Origin of the sequence: Amycolatopsis sp. cmx-4-61 (genome assembly GCF_046548775.1) — a bacterium.
GTDB lineage: Bacteria > Actinomycetota > Actinomycetes > Mycobacteriales > Pseudonocardiaceae > Amycolatopsis.
The window spans coordinates 53,128-78,530 of sequence record NZ_JAEBEI010000028.1 but is presented as its reverse complement, the minus strand read 5'-3'; the positions used below and the strand labels follow the sequence as shown (position 1 = coordinate 78,530).

The following is a 25,403-nucleotide window of genomic DNA, read 5'->3' as shown; positions in this document are numbered from 1 at the left end:
GGACGCAGCGGTGGCAGCCGCCCCCAGGCGTTCGCGACCTGGCGGCGCAGCACTCCGGCGCAGCGGCCGCCGGCCCTGCTGAAGATCGCCGACGCGCTGGAGGCGCGGTCGTCGGAGTTTCGCCGCGCTGGAAGTGCGGGAGACCGGCAAGATCCGGTCCGTCCTCCTCGCGGACCCTGCTGGTCTTCCCCGACGTCGACCTCGCGTCGGCGGCCGAGGGCATCGTGGGCGCGGCGGCCAGGAGGTTGTTGACGCGTCCTTGTCAGGCTTGTCCTGACGACCTACCTTCGCGTCAGGCACTTCCTGACGAAAGGTGTGTGGATCGTGGACCGCTGTTCCTTCTGCAGGCGATCAGCCGAGAGCGTCGACACGCTCGTGGCCGGGCCTGGTGTCTATATCTGCAACGATTGCGTGTCCCTGTGCGCTGAGACTGTGGCCACCAAGCCGGCCGGCTTGATCCGAGCCACTCCGATCTGGGTGGGCATCGACGACGAGGCGTTGCTGGCTCAGCTACCCCGCATCGAGGCGATTCGTCATCAGGTCGACGACGATCTGCGGGCATGGGTCGGCGAGGCTCGGCGACGTGGCATCTCCTGGGACCGGGTCGGCGACTCGCTCGGGATGCGCCGTCAATCGGCGTGGGAACGGTTCTCGTGACACGTCGGCTGCGCCCGACAGCCGGGAGGACGGACTCGTGGCGCACGCGAACGCACCGCTGAGCCCAGAGGGTCGTCGCCGCCTGGTCGAGCGGTGCGAGACGAGGCCGATCGCTCACGTCGCTGCGGAGATGGGGATCTCGCGGGCGACTGCGTCGAAGTGGGTGAATCGCTATCGCGATTACGGAGGCCTGGGGCTCGTGGACCGCTCGTCGGCGCCGCTGGCCCAGCCGGCCGCAACCCCGGCCGAGATCGTCGTGCGGATCGGGCAACTGCGGCGTGACCGCAAATGGTCGGCGGCGCGGATCACCCATGAACTCGCCGCTGACGGGATCGTGATCTCCCGCCGAACCGTCAGCCGTCACCTGGCCGACCTCGGGTTGAATCGGCGCAAGTCCATCGATCCGGGCGGCGATACCAACCGCGCACCCGGAAGGATCATCGCCCGCAGGCCCGGCCACCTGATCCACATCGACGTCAAGAAGGTCGGCCGGATTCCCGACGGCGGCGGCCGGCGAGCCCACGGGCGCGGGAGCACCCGAGCAAAGGCCGTGGAACGCCGAAAAGGGAAGTCCGAACGCGGCGGATGCACCTACCTGCACTCCGCAATCGACGGCTACTCGCGACTCGCCTACGCCGAGGCCCTCCCCGACGAGACGGCCACGACCGCAATCGCTTTCCTCCACCGCGCACGCGGGTGGTTCGCCGCCCACGGAATCACCCGCATCGAACGGATCGTCACCGACAACGGGACGTGCTACCGCGCCGACGCCTTCGCCCGAGCAAGCGCCGCCGACGGAGAGTCGCCCGCCTCTTGACTACCCGTCGGCGCCACGCTCGGCCTCCGAGACAGGACGACGTTGCCGAGGCACGTCGACCGGTGGCGGGGGCGCCGAGACGGCGGTGACGACGGACAAGATCTTTTCGGTCCACTTGATGGATCCCGCGATCAGGTCCGTCGTGGGCTTTCGCATGGACGGAACGAAGTTGCCGACGACGAGCGCGGGCGCCGCGCAGACCACCACCACGAGCAGCGGCAGAAAGGCGAGCAGGACCGCCACCGAACGCGCGAGCTGGCCCCAAGCCTCAGCGTGTCTCAATGCCACCAAGGGAAACGGCATGGGAGCCTCCAGCCGGCTGCACCGGGCCACTCGGTGAACGGGGAACGGCACGTCGACCACCGGCCCGGCGACGGTCCACGTCACGTTGTCCATCAGCAATCGAAGCGGTCATCCATCGGTGCGGTTCACCGGGCTGCTCCGGCAGCCGCAGGACTCGCGCAGCACAAGCTCGGTGGAAAAGGTCTTCGGCAGCGCGTCGGCCTTGCTGTTCCGGATGCGGTGTTCCAGGTGCCGGAAAGCGCAGTCGGCCAGCTGTTCCATGGGTTGCTGAACGGTACTGAGGGAAGGAACGCTGAAGCGGCCGCGCTCGATCCCGTCGAAGCCCAGGACGGCGAGGTCGTCCGGCACGCGCAAGCCCAGCTCGGCAGCCGCGCGCAGCACGCCCATCGCCTGCTCGTCGCTGGTGGCGAAGACCGCGTCGGGACGGTCCGCCCCGGTGAGGATTTCCAGGCCGGCGCGGTAGCCGTCGTCGAGGCGGAACGTGCCGTAGGCGAGCGGTAACGTCGCCGGATCGATCCCCCGGTCGGCCAGGCCACGGCGCCAGCCCGCCACCCGGGCCGTCGTGGTCCGGGCGCTCTCCGGCCCGGCGACGCAGGCGATCCGCGTGTTGCCGTGCCCCAGGAGGTGGTTCGTCGCCACGTAGGCCGCCTGCTCGTTGTCCACGGTGATCTCCACGGCGTGTTCGTCGTCGAGACTCCGGTCGAGGATCACGAACGGAACCGGCGCCCGGTCGAGGTCCGCCTCCAGCACAGTCGAGCCCGGCACGGGAATCACGATGAGCCCGTCGACCTGGCGGTCGAGCAGCGTACGGACGTACTGCCCTTCCCGTTCCGGGTCCTCCATGGCGTTGCCGAGCAAGGTCGTGTAACCGAAGTCGAACGCAACGCTCTCGATGGCGCGCGTCAGGTAACCGAAGAACTCGTTCGACGAGTCGGGCGTGACCACGCCGATGGACATCGTGCGGTTCGTCCGGAGGGAGCGCGCCACGGCGTTCGCGCGGTAACCCAATTCGCGAATGGCGGTCAGGACCCGCTCCCGGGTCGCCGGGGCGACATTGCGCGGGCCGTTGTTGACGACATAGCTGACCACCGCTTCAGAGGTCCCGGCCCGCAACGCAACATCACGTCGAGTAACCATCACGATCACCCTCTGGGATCAACACGTGTCGTCTACACGCGTTGATTACGCTACGCCCAGCGTTGATCGACATCCAGTGACTTCAGGTCACCACTCGGTCACGGGTCCACCGTCGCCGGAATCGCTCAGCTGCGGTCGGCGTTCTTCTTCGCCGGCTCGTCCGACCCCAGCCGTCCCGAGGCCCACTCGGTGACCCGGCGCGCCACGTCCTGGGCGGTCAACCCGATCCGCCCGAGGACCTCGTCCCGGCTCCCGTGGTCGTGGAACGCCTGCGGCACCGCCAAATCGCGCAACGGGACATCGCACTCGGCGTCCCGGAACAACGCCGCCAAAGCCGAGCCGAACCCCCCGTGCCGGCCGCTGTCCTCGACCGTCACCACCAGCTTGTGCTGCGAAGCCAGCGCGACCAGCTCCGCGGGCACCGGCAGCACCCACCGGGGGTCCACCACGGTCACCCCGATGCCCTGATCCGCCAGCCGGTCCGCGGCCGCCAGCCCGAGCGCCGCGAACGCGCCCACCGTCACCAGCAGCACGTCGGCCCCGTCGGCCGGGCGGCGCAGCACGTCGACCGTGCCGATCCGCTCGACGGCGGTGACGTCCGTTCCGACCTTGCCCTTCGAGAACCGCAGGGCGGTCGGCCCGTCCGCCACCGCGACAGCCTCGCGCAATTCCTCCCGCAGCGTCGCCGGGTCGCGCGGAGCCGCCACCCGCATCCCCGGCACCATGCCGAGCAGCGAGAGGTCCCACATGCCGTGGTGGCTCGGCCCGTCCGGCCCGGTGATCCCGGCCCGGTCGAGCACCAGCGTCACCGGCAGCCGGTGCAGCGCCACGTCCATCAGCACCTGGTCGAACGCCCGGTTGAGGAACGTCGAGTAGATCGCGACAACCGGGTGCAGGCCGCCCATCGCCAGGCCCGCGGCCGACGTGACCGCGTGCTGCTCGGCGATCCCGACGTCGTACCACCGGTCCGGGAACGCCTCGGCGAACTTGTCCAGGCCGGTGGACCGCAGCATCGCCGCGGTGATCGCGACGACGTCCGCGCGCTCGGCACCGATCCGGGCCAGCTCGTCGCCGAACACGCCGGTCCAGCTCGGGCCCTTCACCGGCGGCAGGCCGGTCTCCGGGTCGATCGGGTCGGTCTGGTGCATCTGGTCGTGCTGGTTGTTGACCGCGGGCGCGTAGCCGTGACCCTTTTCGGTGACCACGTGCACGATCACCGCGCCGCCGAACGCCTTCGCGCTCTGCAGGGCCTTCTCCAGCGCCACCTGGTCGTGGCCGTCGACCGGACCGAGGTACTTCAGGCCCAGGTCGGAGAACATCGCCTGCGGGCTCAGCGCGTCCTTCAGGCCGGCCTTCGCGGCGTGCAGCGCGGCGTAGATCGGCTTGCCGACGACGGGGGTGTGCCTGAGGATCTCGCGGCCGCCGTCGAGGAGCCGCTCGTAGCCGGGCTGCAGGCGCAGCGCCGCGAGGTGGTCGGCCAGGCCGCCGATGGTCGGCGAGTAGGAGCGGCCGTTGTCGTTGATCACGATGACGACCGGGCGGTCCTTGTGCGCGGCGATGTTGTTGAGCGCCTCCCAGCACATGCCGCCGGTGAGCGCGCCGTCGCCGACGACGGCGATCGCGTGCCGGCCGCCGCCGGCCAGCTCGAACGCCTTCGCCAGGCCGTCCACATAGGACAGACCGGACGACGCGTGGCTGCTCTCCACCCAGTCGTGTTCGCTCTCCGCGCGCGACGGGTAGCCGGTGACGCCGCCGGTCTGGCGCAGCAGGTCGAACCCGGCCGCGCGGCCGGTGACCAGCTTGTGCACGTACGCCTGGTGACCGACGTCCCACACGATCGCGTCGCGCGGCGAGTCGAACACGCGGTGCAGCGCCAGGGTCAGCTCGACGACGCCGAGGTTCGGCCCGAGGTGACCGCCCGCCCGCCGGACCTTGTCGACGAGGAAGTCCCGGATCTCGGCGGCCAGCTCGCCGAGGTCCTCGACACTCATGCGCTTCAGGTCCGCCGGTCCGTCCACGGACTCCAGCATCGTCACTCGTCTCCACCTCACTCGCTCGGTTCCGGCCAGTCTACGGAGACCCGCCAGGGCGGGGCCGCAGGCCGCGTCCGGCATCACAGCCGGAGCGCGACCGCCGGTCATCAGGCGGGGTGAACCTCGTCTCCCCGCGGCGCTGTGGCGGTCACGCGGCGTGGCCACGAGAATGGGTGGCATGGCGGATTTCTTCATCGGCGGCGAATGGGTGGACGCGGTGGGCGGCGGCCGGCGGGAGATCCGCTGCCCGGCCGACGGCTCCCTGGTCGCGACCGTCGCCGAGGGCACCGCCGAGGACACCGAGGCCGCCATCGCGGCGGCGCGCCGGGCGTTCGACACCGGCCCGTGGCCAGGCACCCCCGCCCACCTGCGCGGTGACCTGCTGTTGCGCACCGCCGATCTGCTCGACCGCGACGCGGAGGCGTTCGCCCGCGCCGAGTCGCTCGACACCGGCAAGCGCCTGGTCGAGAGCCGGTACGACATGGCCGACATCGCCGCGTGCCTGCGCTACTTCGGCAAGCTCGCGGCGCAGGACGCCGGGCGCGTCGTCGACACCGGCAACCCGGACGCCTTCAGCCGGATCGTGCACGAGCCGGTCGGCGTCTGCGGGCTGATCACGCCCTGGAACTACCCGCTGCTGCAGAGCGTGTGGAAGATCGCGCCGGCGCTGGCCGCGGGCAACACGTTCGTGCTCAAGCCCAGCGAGCTGACCCCGCACACGGCGATCCTGTTCCTGAAGCTGCTCACGGAGGCGGGCCTGCCGCCGGGGGTGGGCAACCTGGTGCTCGGTGCGGGCGCCGAGGCGGGCGCGCCGCTGGCGGCGCACCCGGACGTCGACCTGGTGTCGTTCACCGGCGGCCTGGCGACCGGGAAGACCATCGCCGCCGCGGCGGCCGCCACGGTCAAGAGGGTGGCGCTGGAGCTGGGCGGGAAGAACCCGAACGTGGTGTTCGCCGACGCCGACTTCGAGACCGCGGTGGACTACGCGCTGACGGCGGTGTTCCTGCACTCCGGCCAGGTCTGTTCGGCGGGCGCGCGGCTGATCGTGCAGCGGGAGTGGCACGACGAGTTCGTCGACGAGCTGGTGCGCCGCGCCGAGCGGATCCGCCTCGGCGGCCCGTTCGACGCGCAGGCGGAGGCGGGCCCGCTGATCTCGGCGGCCCATCGGGAGAAGGTGGCGGCGTACGTGGCGGCCGCGCTGGCCGAGGGCGCGGTCCTGCGCACGGGCGGCCGCCGCCCGGACGACCCGGCGCTGGCCGACGGCTGCTACTACCTGCCGACCATCCTCGACCAGGTGAAGCAGGGGTCGTCGGCGGTGGTCGAGGAGTCGTTCGGCCCGGTGCTGACGGTCGAGACGTTCACCGACGAGGACGACGCGGTCCGCATCGCCAACGACACGCACTACGGCCTGGCGGGCGCGGTGTTCACCCAGGACGCGGGGCGCGCCCAGCGCGTGGCGGGGCGGCTGCGCCACGGGACGGTGTGGATCAACGACTACCACCCGTACCTGCCCCAGGCCGAGTGGGGCGGCTACAAGCAGTCCGGGTTCGGCCGCGAGCTGGGCCCGACGGGACTGGCCGAGTACACCGAGGTGAAGCACATCTACCAGAACCTGCGGCCGGCGCCGCAGCGCTGGTTCTCGGGCTGACCGGCGTGGTGCTGCCTCCACGGTGAGGCAGGGAGGCGCACGGCCGAAGACCCGGCATGTCGAGCCGCGGCATCCACCGCACGAGAAGGCAGCCGCCGCACCCTCCCGGCCCGGTCACCTGCCGCCCCTAGCCGTTCACCGCCTTCCGGCCCAGGAACGCCGCCAACCGGTCGGCCGCCGTCGCTTCCGGGGGCGCCGGGACCTCCGGCCCGAACGGCCCACCCGGCTGCCGAGGCGCCGACCTGAACCGGGACCGCCACTGCTCCAGCGCCCGCTCCGCCAGCTCCGGCGCCAGGTCCGTCGGCTGTCCCGTGGCGTCCGCGATGTCCCAGCCGTGGGCCAGGTACTCGTTCACCCGCATGTGTACCAAAACACCCCGGGCACCTCGCCGAGCGGGGTCGTCACCTGCCGGGTGAACAGCCCCGGCGCCGCCAGCACCGCACGAGCCGCCGCGACCGACGCGGTGAACGCCTCGACCGGCGAGGCGCCCAGGTAGTCGCCGTCCGGGGCCGGTGGGCCCGTGCCCGCCCAGAACGCCACCTTCGCGTTTCCGTGCGCCAGGTGGTTCACCACCGCGCGCACGTCCCAGTCCACGCACGCCGTCGGGAGCGTCCACTGGTCCGCGCGGACCGCCGTCACCACGCCGGTCACCGTCGAAGCCGCCAGGTCGAACTCGTCGAGAGGAGTCATGCGCACAGTGTGCCGACCACCACCGACAAAAACTCACGCCGACAAAAACTCACGACAGCAGCGCCACGCACTCCACGTGGTGGGTCATCGGGAACGCGTCGAAGGCCCGCAGGTCCGTCAGCGAATAGCCGTGCGACGCGAAGGTCGCCACATCGCGCGCGAGCGCCGCCGGGTCGCAGGCCACGTACACGATCCGGTCCGGTGCGCCCGCGACGATCGACTCCACGACCGCCTTGCCCGCGCCCTTGCGGGGCGGGTCCAGCACCACCACGTCGACCGGCTTGGCCGCCGACGCCAGGACGTGCTCCACCCGCCCGGCCCGCCACGTCACCTGCGGCAGGTCCGCGAGGTTGCGCTCGCCGTCGGCGACCGCGCGCCGGCCGGACTCGACCGCGAGCACCCGGCCCGCCGATCCCACCTGCCCCGCCAGCACCGACGCGAACAGCCCGACGCCCGCGTAGAGGTCCCAGGCCGTGCCACCGGAAGGCGCTTCCGCCCACTCCCCCACGACCGCGGCGAACGTCGACGCCGCCGCCGGGTGGACCTGCCAGAAACCGTGCGCGTCCAGCCGCCAGTCGCGGCCCGCCGCGTGCTGGACCGCGACGCCGCCGGTCAGCTGCCGCGCCCGCACCTTGCCGCGGACCGTCGAGAGCTCCCGCACGTGCACGTCGCCGTCGCCGTCGGTGGTGACCTCCAGCTCGCTGCCCGGCCGCCAGCGCCGGGCCAGGACGTCGTCGAGCTCGCCGGGGACCGCGATCGGGCAGTCCTCCAGCGCCACCACCCGGTGGCTGTGGTGCGCGCGCAGCCCCGCGCGCCCGTCGCGCCCGGCGACCAGCCGGACTCGGCTGCGCCAGTCCAGCGGCCCGCCGTCGAGGGCTTCCACGACGACCTCGCGCTCGATCCCGGCCAGCCGGTGCAACTGTTCCGCCACCACCGACGCCTTGAGCGCGCGCTGGTGGTCCGGGTCGGCGTGCTGCCAGTCGCAGCCGCCGCAGCCGCCGGGCACGGCCAGCGGGCACGGCGGCGGGACCCGGTGCGGAGACGCCGAGAGCACCTCGATCGCGTCCCCGCGGCAGAACGAACCGCCGTTGTCCTCGGTGATCTCGACGCGGACCTGCTCGCCCGGCAGCGCGTGCCGGACGAACACGACCCGCCCTTCCGCGCGGGCGACGCAGTGACCGCCGTGCGCGACCGCGCCGACCTCCACCTCGAGGACCCGGCCCAGCCAGTTCGTCATTCGGCGGGCTCCTTGGGCTTCGGCGCGACGACGGGCTTGCCGTTGGGCGAGAACCCGCGGCGGACGTCACCGGCCGCCGGCCGCTCGTTGCGGACGCGCGCGGCCGCCTTCGCCGACGACTCGAGCTGCCACGGCACGCTCGCCACGATGACCCCCGACTGGAACAGCAGCCTGCCCTTGAGCCGCAGCGCGCTCTGGTTGTGCAGCACCTGCTCCCACCAGTGCCCGACCACGTACTCCGGGATGAAGACGGTGACCACGTTGCGCGGGTTGTCGCCGCGCACGCGCTTCACGTAGTCGAGGACCGGCTTCGTGATTTCGCGGTACGGCGACTCGACGACCTTCAGCGGCACCTTGAAGTTGTGGGCGTCCCACTCGGCGGTGAGCTTGCGCGTGTCCGCATCGTCCACATTGACCGTCACGGCCTCGAGGACGTCGGGGCGCATCGCCTTGGCGTAGGCCAGCGCGCGCAGCGTCGGCCGGTGCAGTTTGGACACCAGCACGATCGCGTGGTTGCGCGAGGGCAGCACGGTCGGGGTGTCGCCGAGGTCCTTCAGCTCGTCGGCGACGCGGTCGTAGTGCTTCCGGATCGCCGTCATGAGCACGAAGATCGCGACCATGGCCGCGATCGCGATCCACGCGCCGAGCAGGAACTTGGTGATGAGCACGATCACCAGGACGGTCGCGGTCATGGTCAGGCCGATGGCGTTGACCGTCTGCGAACGCCGCATCCGGCGCCGCGCGCCCGGGTCGGTTTCCCTGGCCAGCAACCGGTTCCAGTGCCGGATCATGCCCGCTTGGCTCACCGTGAACGAGACGAACACGCCCACGATGTAGAGCTGGATGAGCCGGGTCACCTCGGCGTCGAAGGCGATGATCAGGACCAGCGCGAACGCCGCGAGGAACAGGATGCCGTTGGAGAACGCCAGCCGGTCGCCGCGGGTGTGCAGCTGCCGGGGCAGGTAGCGGTCCTGCGCCAGGATCGAGCCCAGCACGGGGAAGCCGTTGAACGCGGTGTTCGCGGCCAGCAGCAGGATGATGCCGGTGGAGAAGGAGATGTAGTAGAAAGCCGGCGGGAAGTCGGCGAACACCGCGTGCGCGATCTGCGCGACGATCGTCTTCTGCTCGTAGCCGGCGGGCGCCCCTTCGAGCTGCCGCGCCGGGTCTTCGGCGAACTTGACGTCGGTGATCGTGGCCAGGGTGATGATGCCGACCAGCATGGTGACCGCGAGCAGCCCCATCATCAGCAGCGTGGTCGCCGCGTTCTTCGACTTCGGTTTCTGGAACGCCGGCACGCCGTTGCTGATCGCCTCGACCCCGGTCAGCGCCGCCGCACCGGAGGAGAACGCCCGCAGGATGAGGAACGCGTACCCGACCCCCGCGAAGGTGCCCTCGGCGGTCAGCGTGAACCCGGCGCTCTCGGCCTTCATCTCGGTGCCGGTGGCGGCCTGCACCAGGCCCCAGACGACCATGACGAGAATGCCCAGGATGAACCCGTATGTCGGGATCGCGAAGGCCTTCCCCGACTCGCGGATGCCGCGCAGGTTCAGCGACGTCAGCACGACCACGATGACGATCGACGCGAGCACCTTGTGCTGCGCGACCCACGGGACGGCCGAGCCGATGTTGGCCACACCGGACGAAGTGGACACCGCCACCGTCAGGACGTAGTCCACGAGCAGGGCGCTGGCCACGGTGAGGCCGAACTTGCCGCCCAGGTTCGTGTTGGCGACCTCGTAGTCGCCGCCACCGCTCGGGTAGGCGTGCACGTTCTGTCGGTAGGAGGCGACGACGACCAGCATGACCAGGGCGACCATGATGCCGATCCACGGCGCGATCGCGTACGCGGACAGGCCCGCGACGCTCAGGGTCAGGAAGATCTCCTCCGGCGCGTAAGCCACGCTCGAGAGCGCGTCGGAGGCGAAGATCGGCAGCGCGATGCGCTTGGGCAGGAGCGTGTGAGCGAGCCTGTCACTGCGGAACGGACGTCCGAGGACCAGGCGTTTCAGCACGGTCGGGAACTTCGACACCACGAAAGCGTAGCTGCCGTGGGGCACGGTAGGTTCGGCGCTGGTATGTCGGGGGTAAGACGGACGGGTAACCGCCGAGGAGGAGGCAGGGCGTGCACGTGGTGATCATGGGATGCGGCCGGGTCGGCGCGTCCCTGGCCGCTGCGCTGGAGCGGCTCGGCCACGAGGTGGCCGTCATCGACAAGAACCAGCAGGCGTTCCGCCGGCTCGGCAGCGACTTCCACGGCCAGCAGGTCGTCGGCGTCGGCTTCGACCGGCGGGTGCTGATCGACGCCGGCATCGAGCGGGCGGGCGCGTTCGCGGCGGTGTCCAGCGGCGACAACTCGAACATCATCTCGGCGCGGGTCGCGCGCGAGAACTTCGGCGTGGAGCACGTCGTCGCGCGGATCTACGACCACAAGCGCGCGGCCGTGTACGAGCGGCTGGGCATCCCGACGGTCGCGACCGTGCCGTGGACGACCGACCGGTTCCTGCGCACCCTCCTGCCGGACGGCGTGGCGTCGGCGTGGCGTGACCCGTCGGGCAACGTCGCGCTGCTGCAGCTGCCGCTGCACGAGGGCTGGGTCGGGCACTCGGTGCAGTCCCTGCAGCAGGCGACGGGCGCGCGGGTGGCGTTCATCATGCGTTTCGGCACCGGCGTGCTGCCCGACACGAAGACGGTGCTGCAGGCCGACGACGTCGTGTGGGTGGCCGCGCGCTCGGGCACCGTCACCGACGTCACCAGTGTGGCCCAGCGCGAACCGGAGGACGAGGCATGAGGGTCGCGATTGCGGGCGCGGGGGCGGTCGGCCGTTCCATCGCCGCCGAGCTGATCGACGGCAGGCACCAGGTGATGCTCATCGAGCGCGAGGCGGACCAGTTCGAGCCGCACGCGGTCGAGCAGGCCGACTGGGTGCTCGGCGACGCGTGCGAGGTGTCGATCCTGGAGGAGTCCGGGATCGAGCAGTGCGACGTCGTGATCGCCGCGACGGGCGACGACAAGGCGAACCTGGTGGTCTCGCTGCTGGCGAAGACGGAGTTCGCGGTCCGGCGCGTGGTGGCCCGGGTGAACAACCCGGCCAACGAGTGGCTGTTCACCGACGCGTGGGGCGTCGACGTGGCGGTCTCGACCCCCCGCATGCTGGCGGCGATGGTCGAGGAGGCGGTGAGCGTGGGCGACCTGGTGCGGCTGATGACGTTCCGCCAGAGCAACGCGAACCTCGTCGAGCTGACGCTGCCGGCGGAGACGCCGCTGGCCGGGAAGCCGGTGAGCGACCTGACGCTGCCGCGCGACGCGGCCCTGGTGACGATCCTGCGGGGCGACCGGGTGATCGTGCCGCAGCCGGAGGACCCGCTGGAGCCGGGCGACGAACTGCTGTTCGTCGCGACGGCGGACGTCGAGCCGGAGATCCGGACGGCGCTCGGGTACTGAGGCAGCGGCGAAGGCCCCCGGCTCGTTGTGCCGGGGGCCTTTCTCGTGGGCTGTGGATGGTTGGGCGCGGGTCGGCGGCCGGCGGCCGGAACTGTCGGTGGCTGCCGGTAGCGTGGAAGACGGGGGCGCCCCCGCGCGGGGGTTGTGGCTTCGGGGCCGTTCTGGCGTGCATTCCGGGGTGGTCGGGGCCGGAGGGCGCGTGTTCACATCCGGGCTCACGCGATCGGGTCCATCTCCTGCGAGACCCGGCGCGGGACTCGAGGCGGAACTCGGGTGATTGGGTACGGAACTCGCGTGATCGGACCCGGCACCCGCGTGATCGCATCCCGGAACGCGCGTAATCGAGTCCGGAACTCGCCTGATCAGATCCGACACTCGCCTGATCTCACCCGGGACTCCCGTGACAGGAGCCGGGACTCGCGTGATCAGCCGCGCATCTTGCGTGTCCGGAGGGGCATCACGCGTGATCAGAGGGACATCTCGCGTGATTGTGGAGGCATCACGCGTCCCCGGCCGCCGGCGCGCCGAAACTGTCGGTGGCTGCCGGTAGAGTCGAGAACGGGGGGCGCCCCCGCGGGCCCGGCGAGGTTTCCGGAGCCGAGCGGGTCAGGCTTCCGGGGTCTGGGCGTACTTCTCGCGCAGGCGGGCCTCGACCTCGGCGTCGGTCTCCGGGGCCGGCTCCTCCTCCGCCATGGCCTTCAGGCGCTTGTCCGAGCGCCGGACCGCCCACACGACCACCAGCAGGCCCAGCGCGTACAGCGGATAGCCCATCGCGATCTTCGCGAACGCCAGCCAGCCCGTGTAGTCCTCCTGGTACAGCCACCGCTGGACCACGAACCGGGCCGCGAAGATCGCCGCCATGGCCAGGGTGGCGATGTCGTAGCCGTAGCGGGACGGCTTGTCCCGGCGCCACGCCTGGCCCGTGCCGTTGAGCATGTTCCAGACCACGCCCGCGATCGGCCAGCGCACCACCACCGACAGCACGAAGATGCCGCAGTAGATCAGGCTCGCGTAGATCCCGAACAGGAAGAACCCCTTCGCCGACCCCGTGCGGTAGGCGATGAACGCCGCGATCGCGACGCCGAAGAAGCCGGAGATCGCCGGCTGGAGGGGTTCCTTGCGGACCAGGCGCAGCACCGCGATGGCCACGGCGCTGCCGATCGAGGTCCAGATGGCCGCGGTCAGGCCGAAGAACGAGTTCGCCAGGACGAAGACGATCACCGGGACCGACGAGTAGATCAGGCCGGACACCCCGCCCATCTGCTCGAGCAGGGTCGGCTGCGGCTCTTCGCCGTCGGTCTTCTTCTCGCTCGGGGCGGGTTCAGTCACGATGGGTGATCAACTCACTGGGCTCTGGAGCTCGTAATAGGGGTTGTACAGCACCTTCTGGCCGTCACGCTCGGCCATCCGACCACGCACCTTGATCGTCCGGCCAGGCTCGATGCCCGGGATCCGGCGGCGGCCGAGCCAGATTAGCGTCACGCCCTGTGTTCCGTCGAACAACTCCGCCTCCAGCGTGGCGGCCTCGTTGGTCGGGCAAAGCTCGACGCTGCGCAGCCGGCCCATCACGGTGACCTCTTCGCCCGAGCGGCAGTCGCAGGCCCGCTGCGCCCCCTCGGCGCCCGACCTCATCGACATCTCGTCGGCGTCGAGGTCCTCGACGTCGCTGGTCAGCTTGCGTACCAGCCGGCTGAAGTAGCCGCCGTCTTTGGCGGACATAGGTGCTCCTGTGCTCCGGGGCCCGGCGACAAATTGCTTGCGGCCCGAACGATTCAAGCGTACTGCGGTCTCCGCCAGGGAAACGCCTTTGCGCAAAGATCGCAACGTGACGTCCGCTATCGAAGTTCCCGCCGCGGTGCTGCTGCCCGGCACCGGCTCGGACGAGGTGTTCGTCCGGGCCGTCTTCGCCGGTCCGCTGCGCGCCCTCGGTGTCCCGCTCATCGCGCCACCGCCGCCCGCCGGCGCCGCGCTCGCCGACGGCTACCTGGCCACCCTCGACGCGCTGGCGGACGAACACGGCGAACTGCTCGTGGGCGGCATTTCGTTCGGCGCCCACCTCGCCGCGGAGTGGGCGGTGCGCAACCCGGCCCGTTGCGGGGGCCTGCTGGCCGCGCTCCCGGCCTGGAACGGCGTCCCGGGCCCGGCACCCGCCGCACGGGCCGCGTCGCTGACGGCGGATCTGGTGGCCGGTTCCGGCGTCGACGCCGCCTTGGCGCAGACGGACGGCAGCCCGGCCTGGCTGCGGGCGGAACTCGACCGGGCGTGGCGCCGCCACGGCGACGGGCTGGCGGCCGGCCTGCGCGTCGCCGCCGGCCGGCCCGCGCCGACCCTCGGCGAGCTGGCGGCGCTGGCCGTCCCGGCCGGGATCGGCACGTGCACCGACGACCCCGTACACCCGACGAAAGTCGCATCGGAGTGGGCGGCCGCGCTCCCCCGCGGCGTCCTCGGCGAGACGACGCTCGCGGCCCTGGGCGCGGACCGCGAATCACTCGGCCGGGCGACCGTCCTCGCGTTCCTGAAAGCGCTCCGGACGCGCTGAAGGCCGCCACCGGGCGTCCCGGTGGCGGCCTTCGGCCGGCGGGCGTCAGCCCTGTTGCTGCTGGGCCGCGATGTGCTCGGCGACCGCCTCGGGCAACGTGATGGTCAGCGGGGTGCTGACCGGCATCGGGGCGTCGCCGCGGTCGACGATCGTCCGCCGGACGATCTCGCGCAGCACCTCGACGGCCGCCGCGGCCTCCGACTGCGGGCCGGCGATGACGCCGCGCAGCATCCAGCGGGGGCGGTCGACGCCGACGAAGCGCAGCGCGACGTCGCCGACGATGGCCGAGATCTCCAGGCCCCAGACACCGCGGCCGATGGTGACCTTGGCGCCGTCGGCCCGGAGGTGGTCGGCCAGTTCGGCGCTGACCTCCCGCCACAGCCCGCCCGAGCGCGGCGCGGCGTACGCGCTGACCGTGATCTGGCCCTGCTCGGTGACGACGTGCACGGCGCGCACGCCACCGGCCTCCGCATCCATCTCGACCTGGACCTGGGAACCGTCGGGCACCGGCACCTTCACCGAGCCGAGGTCGATCCGCGGGATGCCGTCGTCTTCGAAGTCGGCGACGTCGAACGGGCCGTCGGAAACGTCCGAAAGCTCCGATTCTCCGTCGTACTCGTCGTACTCGTCGTCCTCGAAAGTGTCGTCGGCCTCGGGCGCGGCGTGCCGTCCCGCGGACCCGCCCTCGGTCCGCCGCTTGCGTCCGAAAATCCCCACTACTTCTCCGTTCCTTCCCCCGTGGCGGCGCTCGCGGCGAGCGCCGGTGCTCCCAGTGTGGCGTGTCCGCCCGTCGAGCCGTAGCCTCCGTCGCCCCGCTCGGTCGCGTCGAGCGCGTCGACCTCGACGAACTCCGCGTGCTCGACCCGCTGCACGACCAGCTGGGCGATGCGGTCGCCGCGCGTGAGCGCCAGCGGGTGCACCGGGTCGTGGTTGATCAGGCAGACCTTGATCTCGCCGCGGTAGCCCGAGTCGATCGTGCCCGGGGTGTTCACCACCGAGAGACCGGCCCGGGCGGCCAGCCCGGACCGCGGGTGGACGAACCCCGCGTACCCGGGCGGGAGCGCGATCGCGACGCCGGTGCCGACGACGCCGCGTTCCCCGGGCCCGAGGACGATATCCGAGGTGGTGACGAGATCGGCGCCCGCGTCGCCCGGTCGGGCGTAGGCGGGCAGCGGGACATCCGGGTCGAGCCGGGAAAGGAGTACCTGAACGCTGGACACGGGCGGCGAGATTACTCTCTACCCGTGGGTGAATCAGCGAAGACGGCCGCGAACGCCGCGGTCCGGCACTCCGAACGGCTGTACGTCCCGTGGTGGGGCTGGCCGCTGCCGGTGCTGGGGGCGGTCCTGCTCGCGGCCGAGATCGACCTCGGGTACCCGGGGATCCGGGCGTGGCTGCCGTACGTGATCGCGCTGCCGGTCGTCGTGGCGCTGCTGCTGTCGCTGGGCCGGTCGAAGGTCCGGATCACCGGCGGCGACGAGCCGGAACTGTGGGTCGGCGACGCCCACCTGCCGCTGCGGTACGCCGGCGAGGTGGAGATCTTCGACAAGGAGGCCAAGCGCAAGGCCCTCGGCCGCGACGGCGACCCGGCGGCCTACGTGCTGCACCGCGGCTGGGTCGGCCCGGTGGTGAAGGTGCACCTCACCGACGCGAACGACCCGACGCCGTACTGGCTGTTCAGCACCCGGCACCCCGAGCGCGTGGCCGGGCTGCTCAAGAGCACCTGACCCCGGACATGGAAGGGGGCCGGCCTGCCGGCCGGCCCCTTGTCCCCAGCGCGCTTCGAGCCTTCCCCTCGTCCCTCGAGGCTCTCCGTCGCGTCTGTTCGTTCCCCTGTGTCCGAGAACCCCTCCGCGCCTTTCAGGCGCAGTCGCGGCAGATCAGGCGTCCGCCGTTGTCCTCGGCCAGCCGGCTGCGGTGGTGCACCAGGAAGCACACCGAGCAGGTGAACTCGTCGGCCTGCTTCGGCACCACCTTCACGGTCATGTCCTCACCGGAAAGCCCGGAGAGGTCGGCACCCGGCAGCTCGAAGTTCTCGGCGGTCGCGTCCTCGTCGACGTCGACGACGCCGGACTGGTTCTCGTTCCGCCGGGCCTTGAGCTCCTCCAACGAGTCTTCGGCCAGCTCGTCGGCTTCGCTGCGGCGCGGAGCGTCGTAGTCGGTAGCCATGTTGTCCCTCACCCCTGCGATCAGCTTGTGTAGTCGTTTTCCCGGACTCCGGGATGCGCCCCTGAGTCCGCCGTGCCGCTGGTCAACGTTCCAGGGCCCCTGTTTGTGCCCGACGGCCGAAGTGACCGAGGTCTCTTCTTTTCGGGCCTCTTCCTGCGGCCGGAGCCCGGGAAGGGTAGCTCACCGCTGTCCGGGTTCTGCAACGAGTCAGACATTGCCGGGGAATCGTCACCCGACAGGGGGAACCCGCAGGTAAGACGCGTCGTCGTCCGTTCGGGTTGCGCGCGGGTGGAGAACTTCACGCGCGGCCCGTCTCCGCTTGCCCCGGCCGGTCCCGGCGTGGTGCGATCGTCGTCACGGGATCGGCCCGGACGGGGCCGATCCCGCGGGATCGACGCGGGAACCCACGGGGGTGACCCGGGACGGCGTGCGCCGGTCGCAACGCCTAGGCTGACCGCCTCGGCGGTGCTCGGTACGCACGGCCGGTTTCGGTGTTCGGGAAGGGACGGGCAGGTGGCGTCGGGGAACGGCATCGGGGACCGTGCGGCGCGGCCGTACCGCAAGCACAAGCCGCTGCCGGCGCTGATCGTCATCGGGGTGCTCGCGGTCGGCGCGATCGTCGTCTGGGTGAACGCCGCGATCGGCAAGGGCGACATCGACGACGCCGTCAAGTGCGACCCGCCCGCGAGCCCACCGCCGGGTGTGACGTTCAGCAGCCTCCCCCACAACGCGCTCGACGACCGCACGCCGATCCCGCCGGACAAGGTCGCCTACCGCGTCCTCAACGCCTCGGGCAGCCGCGGCCAGGGCGGCATCACCACGACGGCGCTGCGCGAACTCGGCTTCATCGGGGCGGCCGAACCCGCCAACGACCCGGCGTACGAGAACCGCGAAGCCAAGTGCCGCGGCCAGATCCGCTTCGGCGAGAACGGCGTCACCGCGGCCCGCACGCTCAGCCTGGTGGTGCCGTGCGCGGAGCTGGTCCAGGACAACCGCAAGGACGCGAGCGTCGACGTGGTGACGGGCACGCTCTTCGGCGACCTCCGGCCCCGCGCGGAAGCCCGGCAGATCATCACCCAGCTCGCCGACTGGTCGAAGACCCACCAGGGTGGCGGCGGCAACGAGCAGTCCGCGGGCGCGAAGGCCCCCGTGGTGGACCAGACGCTGCTGGCTTCGGCCCGCGACGTCGCCTGCTGACCTCTCCCCGGAGCCCGCGCTCACCCTCGCCCGCGGGGGCGCCCCCCGTTTTCCACGCTACCGGCGGGCACCGACAATTCCGGGCGCCCGCGGGACCTGGTCAGACCTCTGCTGCGCCGCAGTCCGCCAGGACCTTCCGCAGGGGCTGCGCGATCGACGGGGCCGCCGCGTACGTCGCGTCCGCGCCCAAGTCCGGCGACGACCCCGGCAGTGACACCTCCGCGCCCGCCTCGGCCGCGATCAGCGCCCCCGCCGCCCAGTCCCAGCTGTGGAGGCCGTGCTCCACGTACGCGTCCAGCCAGCCCGCCGCCACCGCGCACAGGTCCAGCGACGCCGCTCCGTTGCGGCGGATGTCGCGGACCCGCCCGAGCAGCGAGGCCGCGAACTCGGCCTGCCGCGTCCGCCGCGCGGGCGAGTACGCGAAACCGGTTCCGACCAGCGTCACCTCGAGGCTCGCGGGCGCCGACACCGCCAGCCGGCGTCCGTCCAGGAACGCGCCCCGGCCGCGGGCCGCCGACCACACGCGGCCGCTCGCCGGCTCGACCACCGCGCCGGCCACCGACCGCCCGCCGACCTGGGCCGCCACCGACACCGCGAACCACGGCAGCCCGTAGAGGAAGTTGACCGTGCCGTCGATCGGGTCGACCACCCACGTCACGCCGTCGCCCGCGGCGCCGCCACCCTCCTCGCCCAGCACCGGCTCCCCCGGCCGCAGCTCGGCCAGCCGGTCCCGCACCAGGCGTTCGGACTCGTGGTCCACCGCGGTCACCACGTCGGTGGCCCCGGACTTGGTGCCCACGGCCACCGAACGGCCGTCCGCCATGCCCGCCCAGGCCTCGCGGACCAGCGCGGCGGCTTCCGTCGCGACCTGCACCGCGACGCTTTTCAGCAACGACTCGTCAACTCCCACGTCCGACATGTCACCACATCCGGTTAAAGTCTCCGAGGCAGGCTTCTGAATCGTGCGAGAAGGGACCACGTCCGTGGTGGAGGCGACCCGCCGAGGTTTCGGCATCGACATCGGCGGCAGCGGGATCAAGGGCGCCTTGGTCGACCTGGACGCCGGTCAGCTCATCGGCGACCGCATCCGGATCGAGACGCCGAAGCCGTCCACGCCGTCGGCCGTGGCGGACGTCGTGCACGACATCGTCACGCAGGCGGGCTGGGACGGCCCGGTCGGCGTGACGCTGCCGGCCGTCGTCAAGAAGGGCGTCGCGCACACCGCGGCCAACATCGACAAGCAGTGGATCGGCACCGACGCCGACGCGCTGTTCGCCAAGCGGCTCGGCCGCAGCGTCGACCAGATCGCGATGCTGAACGACGCCGACGCGGCGGGCATGGCCGAGATCCGCTTCGGCGATCCGGTCGCGCGCACGGGCGTGACCGCGCTGCTCACCTTCGGCACCGGCATCGGCAGCGCGGTGTTCCAGGACGGCAAGCTCGTCCCGAACACCGAATTCGGCCACCTCGAGATCGACGGCCACGACGCCGAGAAGCGCGCGGCCGCTTCGGTGAAGGACAACGAGGGGCTCTCCTACCCCGAATGGGCCAAGCGCGTGCACCGTTATCTGACCGTGCTGGAGAACCTCATCTGGCCCGACCTGTTCATCGTCGGCGGCGGGGTCAGCAAGAAGGCCGAGAAATGGGTGCCGCTGCTGGACATCCGCACTCCGGTGCTGGTCGCGAGCCTGCAGAACAACGCCGGGATCGTCGGCGCCGCGGCCGCCGCGGCGGAGGGCATCCAGCACTGAATCGGCGCTGAGGGTGATCGCTTCGCACCGCATGCGCGTACCGTCGTTACAATGGAACACGGCCCACGGCTGCGGAGGGCAAAACCGCAGGCCGAGGCGTGATCCCCGAATGTGAGGCAGCAGTGGCCCCAGGCCGTTGCTCGTCGTGATCGACCGCTGCGAAAGGGCGTAAGTGGCAGCCGCAAGAACCGCAACCCGAGGCGGGACGAAGACAGCGACCGCAGCCGGCGAGCCGGCCGAAGAGGCAGCCACCGGGACGGCGAAGCCGGCGGCCCGCAAGACCACCACCGCCAAGAAGGCGCCGGCCAAGAAGGCACCGGCGAAGAAGGCCGTGACCAAGGGCCCGAAGACCGAAGACGGCGAGCCGGACGTTCCCGGCGACCTCGAGGACGAGGACCTCGGTACGCCCGACCTGTCGGACCTGGAAGAGGTCGAGGTCGACGTCGTCGACGAAACGGTCAGCGACGAGCCGGACACCGACTCGGCCGACGACGACGATGACGACGAGGAGTCGGACGAGGAGACCCCGGCGCAGCGTCGCCGCGGTGCCGCGGCCGAAAAGGCGGCGAAGAGCTCCGACAACCCGGACTTCGTCTGGGACGAGGAGGAGTCCGAGGCGCTGCGCCAGGCGCGCAAGGACGCCGAGCTCACCGCGTCCGCCGACTCCGTGCGCGCCTACCTCAAGCAGATCGGCAAGGTCGCGCTGCTGAACGCGGAGGAGGAGGTGGAGCTGGCCAAGCGGATCGAGGCCGGGCTCTACGCCGCCGAGCGCGTGCGCACCGCCGAGGAAGAGGGCGAAAAGCTCGTCACGCAGATGCGCCGCGATCTCAAGTGGATCGTGCGTGACGGCGAGCGCGCCAAGAACCACCTGCTCGAGGCGAACCTCCGGCTCGTGGTCTCGCTGGCCAAGCGCTACACCGGCCGCGGCATGGCGTTCCTGGACCTGATCCAGGAGGGCAACCTCGGCCTGATCCGCGCGGTGGAGAAGTTCGACTACACCAAGGGCTACAAGTTCTCGACGTACGCCACGTGGTGGATCCGCCAGGCGATCACCCGCGCGATGGCCGACCAGGCCCGCACCATCCGCATCCCGGTGCACATGGTCGAGGTCATCAACAAGCTGGGCCGCATCCAGCGCGAGCTGCTCCAGGACCTCGGCCGCGAGCCGACCCCGGAAGAGCTCGCGAAGGAAATGGACATCTCCCCGGAGAAGGTCCTGGAGATCCAGCAGTACGCGCGCGAGCCGATCTCGCTGGACCAGACGATCGGCGACGAGGGCGACAGCCAGCTCGGCGACTTCATCGAGGACTCCGAAGCGGTCGTCGCGGTCGACGCGGTGTCGTTCACGCTGCTGCAGGACCAGCTCCAGTCGGTGCTGCAGACGCTGTCCGAGCGCGAGGCGGGCGTGGTCCGGCTGCGCTTCGGCCTCACCGACGGCCAGCCGCGCACGCTCGACGAGATCGGCCAGGTGTACGGGGTCACCCGCGAGCGCATCCGGCAGATCGAGTCGAAGACGATGTCCAAGCTGCGCCACCCGTCGCGGTCCCAGGTCCTGCGGGACTACCTGGACTGAGTTCCCTTTGGGTACAACGGAAACCCCGTCACCTCGGTGGCGGGGTTTCCGCGTTCAGGGCACGGCCAGCCCGCGCTCCCGCAGTGACTGCTCGACGCGCAGGCGTTCGATCTCGCGGTCCATCCCCTCGGGCAGTTCGCCGAGCCGGTGCGGGACGCCGACCTGGCGGCACGCCACGGTGAGGAGTTCGTCGTACGCCTGCCGGGTGCCGAGCCGGCGCGCGGCCGGCGTCCCGGACGGGTAGCCGGCCAGCAACCGGTGCACCCGCCGCAGGTCCGCGGCGACGCGTTCGATCGGCGGGTTTTCGGGTTGCGGCTTCGCGCGTTTCTGCCGGACCCAGCCGACCACCTTGGGGACGCGCAGCGCGCACCAGAACAGCACCGTGGGCGCGAGGCAGACCACGATGAAGAGGATCAGGTTCGCAAGGACGCCACCGCTGCCGCCCATCCCCCGATGGTAAGCCCGCCACGCCCGCCCCGCGGAGCCCTTTTCGCGTGATGGAAGGGTCAGCACGCGTGATAGGAGAGCCGACTCGCGTGATTGAAGGGTCGACACGATGCCAGTCGCCGTGTCGACCCTCCCCTCACGCGTGTCGACCTCCTGATCACGCGTGTCGACCCTCGGGTCACGGGAGTTCGGGGGTCTCCGGGGTTTCTTCGAGGAGCCAGAGGACGCCGGCCGGGGGGAGCTGGAGGACCGCGGAGGCCGGCTGGCCGTGCCACGGGTCTTCCGTCGCCTCCACCGCGCCCAGGTTCCCGACCCCGGACCCGCCGTACGCCTCCGCGTCCGTGTTGACGACCTCCCGCCAGCGGCCCGCCGACGGCAGGCCGACCCGGTAGTCGTGGTGCGGGACCCCGGCGAAGTTCGCGACGCAGGCCAGCCGGGAGCCGTCGGTGCCGATGCGGAGGAAGCTCAGCACGTTGCCGCTCGAGTCGTTCGCGTCGATCCAGCGGAAGCCGTCCGGTGAGGTGTCCTGGCTGTACAACGCCGGCGTGGACCGGTACACCGTGTTCAGCGACCGCAGCAGCTCCCAGACGCCGAGGTGCAGCGGCTCGTCCAGCAGGTGCCAGTCGAGCGACTTCGACTCCGACCACTCCCCCGGCTGGCCGAACTCGCCGCCCATGAACAGCAGCTGCTTGCCCGGGTGCGCCCACATGAACGCCAGCAGCGACCGCAGCCCGGCCGCCTTGTTCCAGGCGTCGCCCGGCATCCGGCCCCACAGGGATCCCTTGCCGTGCACCACTTCGTCGTGCGACAGCGGCAGCACGAAGTTCTCGCTCCACGCGTACACGAGCGAGAACGTCATCTCGTTGTGGTGGTACGCGCGGTGGATCGGCTCGTGCGACAGGTACCGGAGCGTGTCGTGCATCCAGCCCATGTTCCACTTGAAGCCGAACCCGAGGCCGCCGAGGTGCGTCGGGCGCGTGACACCCGGCCAGGCCGTCGACTCCTCGGCCACCATCACGACACCCGGGTGTCGCTTGTAGACGGTCGCGTTCAGCTCCTGCAGGAACCGCACCGCGTCGAGGTTCTCCCGCCCGCCGTACTGGTTGGGCAGCCACTCCCCGTCCTTGCGGGAGTAGTCGAGGTACAGCATCGACGCGACGGCGTCCACGCGCAGGCCGTCGAGGTGGAACTCCTCGATCCAGTACAGCGCGTTGGCGACCAGGAAGTTGCGGACTTCGTTGCGCCCGAAGTCGAACACGAGCGTGCCCCAGTCGGGCTGCTCGCCGCGGCGCGGGTCCGCGTGCTCGTAGAGCGCGGTGCCGTCGAACTTCGCCAGCGCCCAGCTGTCCTTCGGGAAGTGCGCGGGCACCCAGTCCACCAGCACGCCGATCCCCCGCTGGTGCAGGCGGTCGACGAAGTAGCGGAAGTCGTCCGGCGAGCCGAAGCGGGACGTCGGCGCGTAGTACGACGTCACCTGGTAGCCCCACGAGCCGCCGAACGGGTGCTCCGACACCGGCAGCAGCTCGACGTGCGTGAAGCCGGTCTCGACGAGGTAGTCGCCCAGCTGGTCGGCCAGTTCCCGGTAGTCCAGTCCGGGCCGCCAGGAGCCGAGGTGGACCTCGTAGACGCTCATCGGCGCCGCGATCCACTGGGTCGCCTCGCGCTGGGCGACCCAGTCGTCGTCCGACCACAGGTGCGCGGAAGTGGTGACGACCGACGCCGTCGCCGGCGGCTGCTCGGTGGCGAACGCCATCGGGTCGGCCTTCTCGTGCCAGTTGCCGTCCGCGCCGAGGATCCGGAACTTGTAGCAGGTGCCGACGCCGACGCCGGGCACGAACAGCTCCCAGACCCCGGACCCGCCGAGCGAGCGCATCGGGTGCCCGCGCCCGTCCCAGCCGTTGAAGTCACCGATCACGCGGATGCCGCGGGCGTTCGGCGCCCAGACCGCGAACGACGTCCCTTCGACGACGCCCTCCGGCGTCTCGTAGGACCGCACGTGCGCGCCGAGCACCTCCCACAGCCGCTCGTGGCGGCCCTCGCCGATCAGGTGCAGGTCGAGCTCGCCGACCGTGGGCAGCCAGCGGTACGGGTCGTCGGCCGTCGCGGTGTGCCCGTCGTACTCGACCTCCAGCCGGTAGTCGCCGGGGTGCTCGGGCACGGCGACGGCGAACAGCGCGTCGATCACCGGTTCCATCGGGTACTTCTTCCCGCCCGCGCAGAGCGTGACGGCTTTCGCCCCGGGCAGCAGGGCCCGGGCCGCGAAGCCCTTGCCCACCGCGTGCACGCCCAGCACCGAGTGCGGGTCGTGGTGCGAGCCGGCGAGCAGCCGGTCGATGTCCGCGGCCGGCGGGGCCGCGGCCGGGAGGCCTTCGGGAGCCGCGTTCACGGTGTCGTCCCTCCGTTGGTGATCCGGGCGATCGAGGCGAGCGGCACGCCCAGCCAGTCCGGCCGGTTCGCGTGCTCGTACCCCACCTCGTACACCGCCTTGTCCAGTTCGAAGGCGCGCAGCAGCTCACCCTGCTCGCGCGGGTCCGCCGCGATCGCGGCGTACCCTTCGCAGAACGCCGCCCGGTTGCGCTCCGACCACTCCTGGGCGCGTTCGGCCAGCGCCGGGTCGTCCGGCTGGCCGACCAGCATCTGCTGGGCGGCGTAGTCGAACGACCTCAGCATGCCCGCGACGTCGCGCAACGGCGACCGGAGCGCGTGGCGTTCCTCGACCGGGGCCGCGGGCTCGCCCTCGAAGTCGATCAGCAGCCAGCCGCCGACGGTCCGCAGTACCTGGCCCAGGTGCAGGTCGCCGTGGATGTACTGCATGGTCACCGAGTCCAGCGGCAGCGCCCGCAGCTTCTCGAACGCCGCCCGCAGCGCCGGCGCGTGCGCGGCCAGCTCGGGCACCCGCCCGGCGATCGTGTCGAGCCGGTCGAGCATCGCCTTCGCCGAGCGTTCCAGCTCGTCGGCGTCGACCGGTTCGGTGCCGAGCGCCTCGGCCAGGTCCGCGTGCACCTCGGCCACGGCGCGCCCGAGCCGCTCCGCCTCGCCGGCGAAGTCGCCGCCGACCTCCCCGGCGTGCAGCTCCGGCGCCGCCATCAGGTCGCGGACACTGGTGGTGGCCATCGCCCAGCCGTCGACCGCGTCGGAGACGAACTGCTGGAGCATGCCGACCGTGGTCGGCTCGCCGTCCAGGTCGCCGGTGATCGACCCCAGCGGGTGCGCGATGTGCTTGCTACCCACCCCCTGCAGCGCGCGGTGCAGCAGCAGGTCCTTGTTCTTGCCCGGCGTCAGCTTCCGGAACAGCTTGAGGATGTACTGCCCGCCGTAGACCAGGGACGTGTTGCTCTGCTCCGACGTGATCGGCCGGGCTCGCAGCCCGGTTTCCAGCCGGACGCCGGGCTCGTGCTCGAAGACCAGTGCCCCGACCGTCTCCTCGCGGGCCATCAGGTCGAGCAGCACGCCGGTGACGTCCAGGTCGCCGGACGCCTCGTAGGCGTTCAGGTCACCGACCGCGCCGATCCAGCTGGTGGACGCGATCTCCGGCGGGTGCGTCCGCCGGCCCACCAGCAGCTGGTAGGGCTCGCGCCGGTCGTCCTGGGCGACCTCGATGACCACGTGCAGCAGTTGCGGATCGCCGGCGACCAGCTCGGTCACGCCGAGTGGCCGGACGCCGGTCACCGGCCGGTCCTTGCCGGCGAACCAGCGCTGCTCCGGCAGCCAGCGCTTCAGGTCCTCGGTCAGGTCGTCGACCAGCTCACGTGGGTCGGACAAGG

25 protein-coding genes and 1 pseudogene are annotated in these 25,403 nt (G+C 71.5%); 10 read left to right on the top strand and 16 right to left on the bottom strand.

Going from position 1 to position 25,403, the window contains the following annotated elements:
- Positions 1-324: 324 nt before the first annotated feature.
- Both ACLJOU_RS43000 and ACLJOU_RS42995 read left to right on the top strand, forming a co-directional pair.
- A complete protein-coding gene (locus ACLJOU_RS43000) occupies positions 325-657 on the top strand; it encodes a ClpX C4-type zinc finger protein (protein WP_410575042.1) in 333 nt (110 codons plus the stop codon).
- 37 nt (positions 658-694) lie between these two features.
- Positions 695-1,438: pseudogene (locus ACLJOU_RS42995) on the top strand (helix-turn-helix domain-containing protein); the annotation flags it as partial.
- Positions 1,439-1,474: 36 nt separating this feature from the next.
- Here the strand turns inward: ACLJOU_RS42995 and ACLJOU_RS42990 are convergent.
- From ACLJOU_RS42990 to dxs, 3 genes are all read right to left on the bottom strand, one after another.
- Entirely contained in the window at positions 1,475-1,870 is a 396-nt protein-coding gene (locus ACLJOU_RS42990) for a hypothetical protein (RefSeq protein ID WP_410575041.1), read from the bottom strand.
- Between the two features lie 15 nt (positions 1,871-1,885).
- Positions 1,886-2,914, bottom strand: a complete 1,029-nt coding sequence (locus ACLJOU_RS42985; protein ID WP_410575040.1) for a LacI family DNA-binding transcriptional regulator — start codon at positions 2,912-2,914, stop codon at positions 1,886-1,888.
- 125 nt (positions 2,915-3,039) lie between these two features.
- A complete protein-coding gene (dxs, locus tag ACLJOU_RS42980) occupies positions 3,040-4,950 on the bottom strand; it encodes a 1-deoxy-D-xylulose-5-phosphate synthase (RefSeq protein ID WP_410575039.1) in 1,911 nt (636 codons plus the stop codon).
- Between the two features lie 175 nt (positions 4,951-5,125).
- Here dxs and ACLJOU_RS42975 point away from each other — a divergent pair, with 175 nt between their 5' ends.
- Positions 5,126-6,595, top strand: a complete 1,470-nt coding sequence (locus ACLJOU_RS42975; RefSeq protein ID WP_410575038.1) for an aldehyde dehydrogenase family protein — start codon at positions 5,126-5,128, stop codon at positions 6,593-6,595.
- 127 nt (positions 6,596-6,722) lie between these two features.
- Here the strand turns inward: ACLJOU_RS42975 and ACLJOU_RS42970 are convergent, their stop codons facing one another.
- The 4 genes from ACLJOU_RS42970 to ACLJOU_RS42955 are packed head-to-tail and all read right to left on the bottom strand — an operon-like array spanning position 6,723 to position 10,552.
- A complete protein-coding gene (locus tag ACLJOU_RS42970; RefSeq protein ID WP_410575037.1) occupies positions 6,723-6,956 on the bottom strand; it encodes a hypothetical protein in 234 nt (77 codons plus the stop codon).
- A complete protein-coding gene (locus tag ACLJOU_RS42965; protein WP_410575036.1) occupies positions 6,947-7,285 on the bottom strand; it encodes a maleylpyruvate isomerase N-terminal domain-containing protein in 339 nt (112 codons plus the stop codon). Before ACLJOU_RS42965 ends, ACLJOU_RS42970 begins: the two co-directional genes overlap by 10 nt.
- A gap of 49 nt (positions 7,286-7,334) precedes the next feature.
- Positions 7,335-8,522: a class I SAM-dependent RNA methyltransferase gene (locus tag ACLJOU_RS42960; RefSeq protein WP_410575035.1), complete on the bottom strand. Its 1,188-nt coding sequence runs from the start codon at positions 8,520-8,522 to the stop codon at positions 7,335-7,337.
- Positions 8,519-10,552, bottom strand: coding sequence for an APC family permease (locus ACLJOU_RS42955; protein ID WP_410575034.1), 2,034 nt, complete (start codon positions 10,550-10,552; stop codon positions 8,519-8,521). The genes ACLJOU_RS42960 and ACLJOU_RS42955 overlap by 4 nt, the downstream gene beginning before the upstream one ends.
- 92 nt (positions 10,553-10,644) lie before the next feature.
- Here ACLJOU_RS42955 and ACLJOU_RS42950 point away from each other — a divergent pair, with 92 nt between their 5' ends.
- On the top strand, positions 10,645-11,310 hold the full coding sequence (locus ACLJOU_RS42950; RefSeq protein ID WP_410575033.1) for a potassium channel family protein: 666 nt from the start codon (positions 10,645-10,647) through the stop codon (positions 11,308-11,310).
- Positions 11,307-11,963 carry a potassium channel family protein gene (locus ACLJOU_RS42945; RefSeq protein ID WP_348946888.1) on the top strand — a complete coding sequence of 219 codons (657 nt, stop codon included), beginning with the start codon at positions 11,307-11,309 and terminating at the stop codon, positions 11,961-11,963. Before ACLJOU_RS42950 ends, ACLJOU_RS42945 begins: the two co-directional genes overlap by 4 nt.
- A gap of 606 nt (positions 11,964-12,569) precedes the next feature.
- Here ACLJOU_RS42945 and ACLJOU_RS42940 read toward each other — a convergent pair.
- Together ACLJOU_RS42940 and ACLJOU_RS42935 are read right to left on the bottom strand one after the other, a co-directional pair.
- Positions 12,570-13,292 carry a DUF3159 domain-containing protein gene (locus tag ACLJOU_RS42940; RefSeq protein ID WP_410575032.1) on the bottom strand — a complete coding sequence of 241 codons (723 nt, stop codon included), beginning with the start codon at positions 13,290-13,292 and terminating at the stop codon, positions 12,570-12,572.
- Positions 13,293-13,301: 9 nt separating this feature from the next.
- Entirely contained in the window at positions 13,302-13,682 is a 381-nt protein-coding gene (locus tag ACLJOU_RS42935; RefSeq protein WP_003074944.1) for an OB-fold nucleic acid binding domain-containing protein, read from the bottom strand.
- 106 nt (positions 13,683-13,788) lie between these two features.
- Here ACLJOU_RS42935 and ACLJOU_RS42930 point away from each other — a divergent pair, with 106 nt between their 5' ends.
- Positions 13,789-14,502, top strand: coding sequence for an alpha/beta hydrolase (locus ACLJOU_RS42930; protein WP_410575031.1), 714 nt, complete (start codon positions 13,789-13,791; stop codon positions 14,500-14,502).
- Between the two features lie 45 nt (positions 14,503-14,547).
- Here ACLJOU_RS42930 and ACLJOU_RS42925 read toward each other — a convergent pair whose 3' ends face one another.
- Entirely contained in the window at positions 14,548-15,219 is a 672-nt protein-coding gene (locus tag ACLJOU_RS42925; RefSeq protein ID WP_410575030.1) for a DUF3710 domain-containing protein, read from the bottom strand.
- A complete protein-coding gene (dut, locus tag ACLJOU_RS42920; protein ID WP_410575029.1) occupies positions 15,219-15,722 on the bottom strand; it encodes a dUTP diphosphatase in 504 nt (167 codons plus the stop codon). The genes ACLJOU_RS42925 and dut overlap by 1 nt, the downstream gene beginning before the upstream one ends.
- Before the next feature lie 24 nt (positions 15,723-15,746).
- On the opposite strand from dut, the gene ACLJOU_RS42915 reads away from it, so the two are divergent.
- Positions 15,747-16,229: a DUF3093 domain-containing protein gene (locus ACLJOU_RS42915; RefSeq protein WP_410575028.1), complete on the top strand. Its 483-nt coding sequence runs from the start codon at positions 15,747-15,749 to the stop codon at positions 16,227-16,229.
- Positions 16,230-16,362: 133 nt separating this feature from the next.
- Here ACLJOU_RS42915 and ACLJOU_RS42910 read toward each other — a convergent pair whose 3' ends face one another.
- Entirely contained in the window at positions 16,363-16,671 is a 309-nt protein-coding gene (locus ACLJOU_RS42910; RefSeq protein ID WP_013224476.1) for a DUF4193 domain-containing protein, read from the bottom strand.
- A gap of 513 nt (positions 16,672-17,184) precedes the next feature.
- On the opposite strand from ACLJOU_RS42910, the gene cei reads away from it, so the two are divergent.
- Positions 17,185-17,868, top strand: coding sequence for an envelope integrity protein Cei (cei, locus tag ACLJOU_RS42905; protein WP_410575027.1), 684 nt, complete (start codon positions 17,185-17,187; stop codon positions 17,866-17,868).
- 100 nt (positions 17,869-17,968) lie between these two features.
- Here the strand turns inward: cei and ACLJOU_RS42900 are convergent, their stop codons facing one another.
- Positions 17,969-18,787 (bottom strand): inositol monophosphatase family protein, encoded by an 819-nt coding sequence (locus ACLJOU_RS42900; protein ID WP_410575026.1) that lies wholly within the window; start codon positions 18,785-18,787, stop codon positions 17,969-17,971.
- A 64-nt stretch (positions 18,788-18,851) separates the two neighbouring features.
- Between ACLJOU_RS42900 and ppgK the strand changes: the two genes are divergently transcribed.
- A complete protein-coding gene (gene ppgK, locus ACLJOU_RS42895) occupies positions 18,852-19,619 on the top strand; it encodes a polyphosphate--glucose phosphotransferase (RefSeq protein WP_410575062.1) in 768 nt (255 codons plus the stop codon).
- 172 nt (positions 19,620-19,791) lie between these two features.
- A complete protein-coding gene (locus tag ACLJOU_RS42890; protein WP_410575025.1) occupies positions 19,792-21,192 on the top strand; it encodes an RNA polymerase sigma factor in 1,401 nt (466 codons plus the stop codon).
- Between the two features lie 54 nt (positions 21,193-21,246).
- On the opposite strand, the gene ACLJOU_RS42885 is transcribed toward ACLJOU_RS42890, so the two are convergent.
- The 3 genes from ACLJOU_RS42885 to ACLJOU_RS42875 form a co-directional block, all read right to left on the bottom strand.
- Positions 21,247-21,639 carry a hypothetical protein gene (locus ACLJOU_RS42885; protein ID WP_410575024.1) on the bottom strand — a complete coding sequence of 131 codons (393 nt, stop codon included), beginning with the start codon at positions 21,637-21,639 and terminating at the stop codon, positions 21,247-21,249.
- A 178-nt stretch (positions 21,640-21,817) separates the two neighbouring features.
- Entirely contained in the window at positions 21,818-24,025 is a 2,208-nt protein-coding gene (gene glgB / locus ACLJOU_RS42880) for a 1,4-alpha-glucan branching protein GlgB (protein ID WP_410575023.1), read from the bottom strand.
- Positions 24,022-25,401, bottom strand: a complete 1,380-nt coding sequence (locus ACLJOU_RS42875) for a maltokinase N-terminal cap-like domain-containing protein (RefSeq protein ID WP_410575022.1) — start codon at positions 25,399-25,401, stop codon at positions 24,022-24,024. Before ACLJOU_RS42875 ends, glgB begins: the two co-directional genes overlap by 4 nt.
- Positions 25,402-25,403 lie beyond the last annotated feature (2 nt).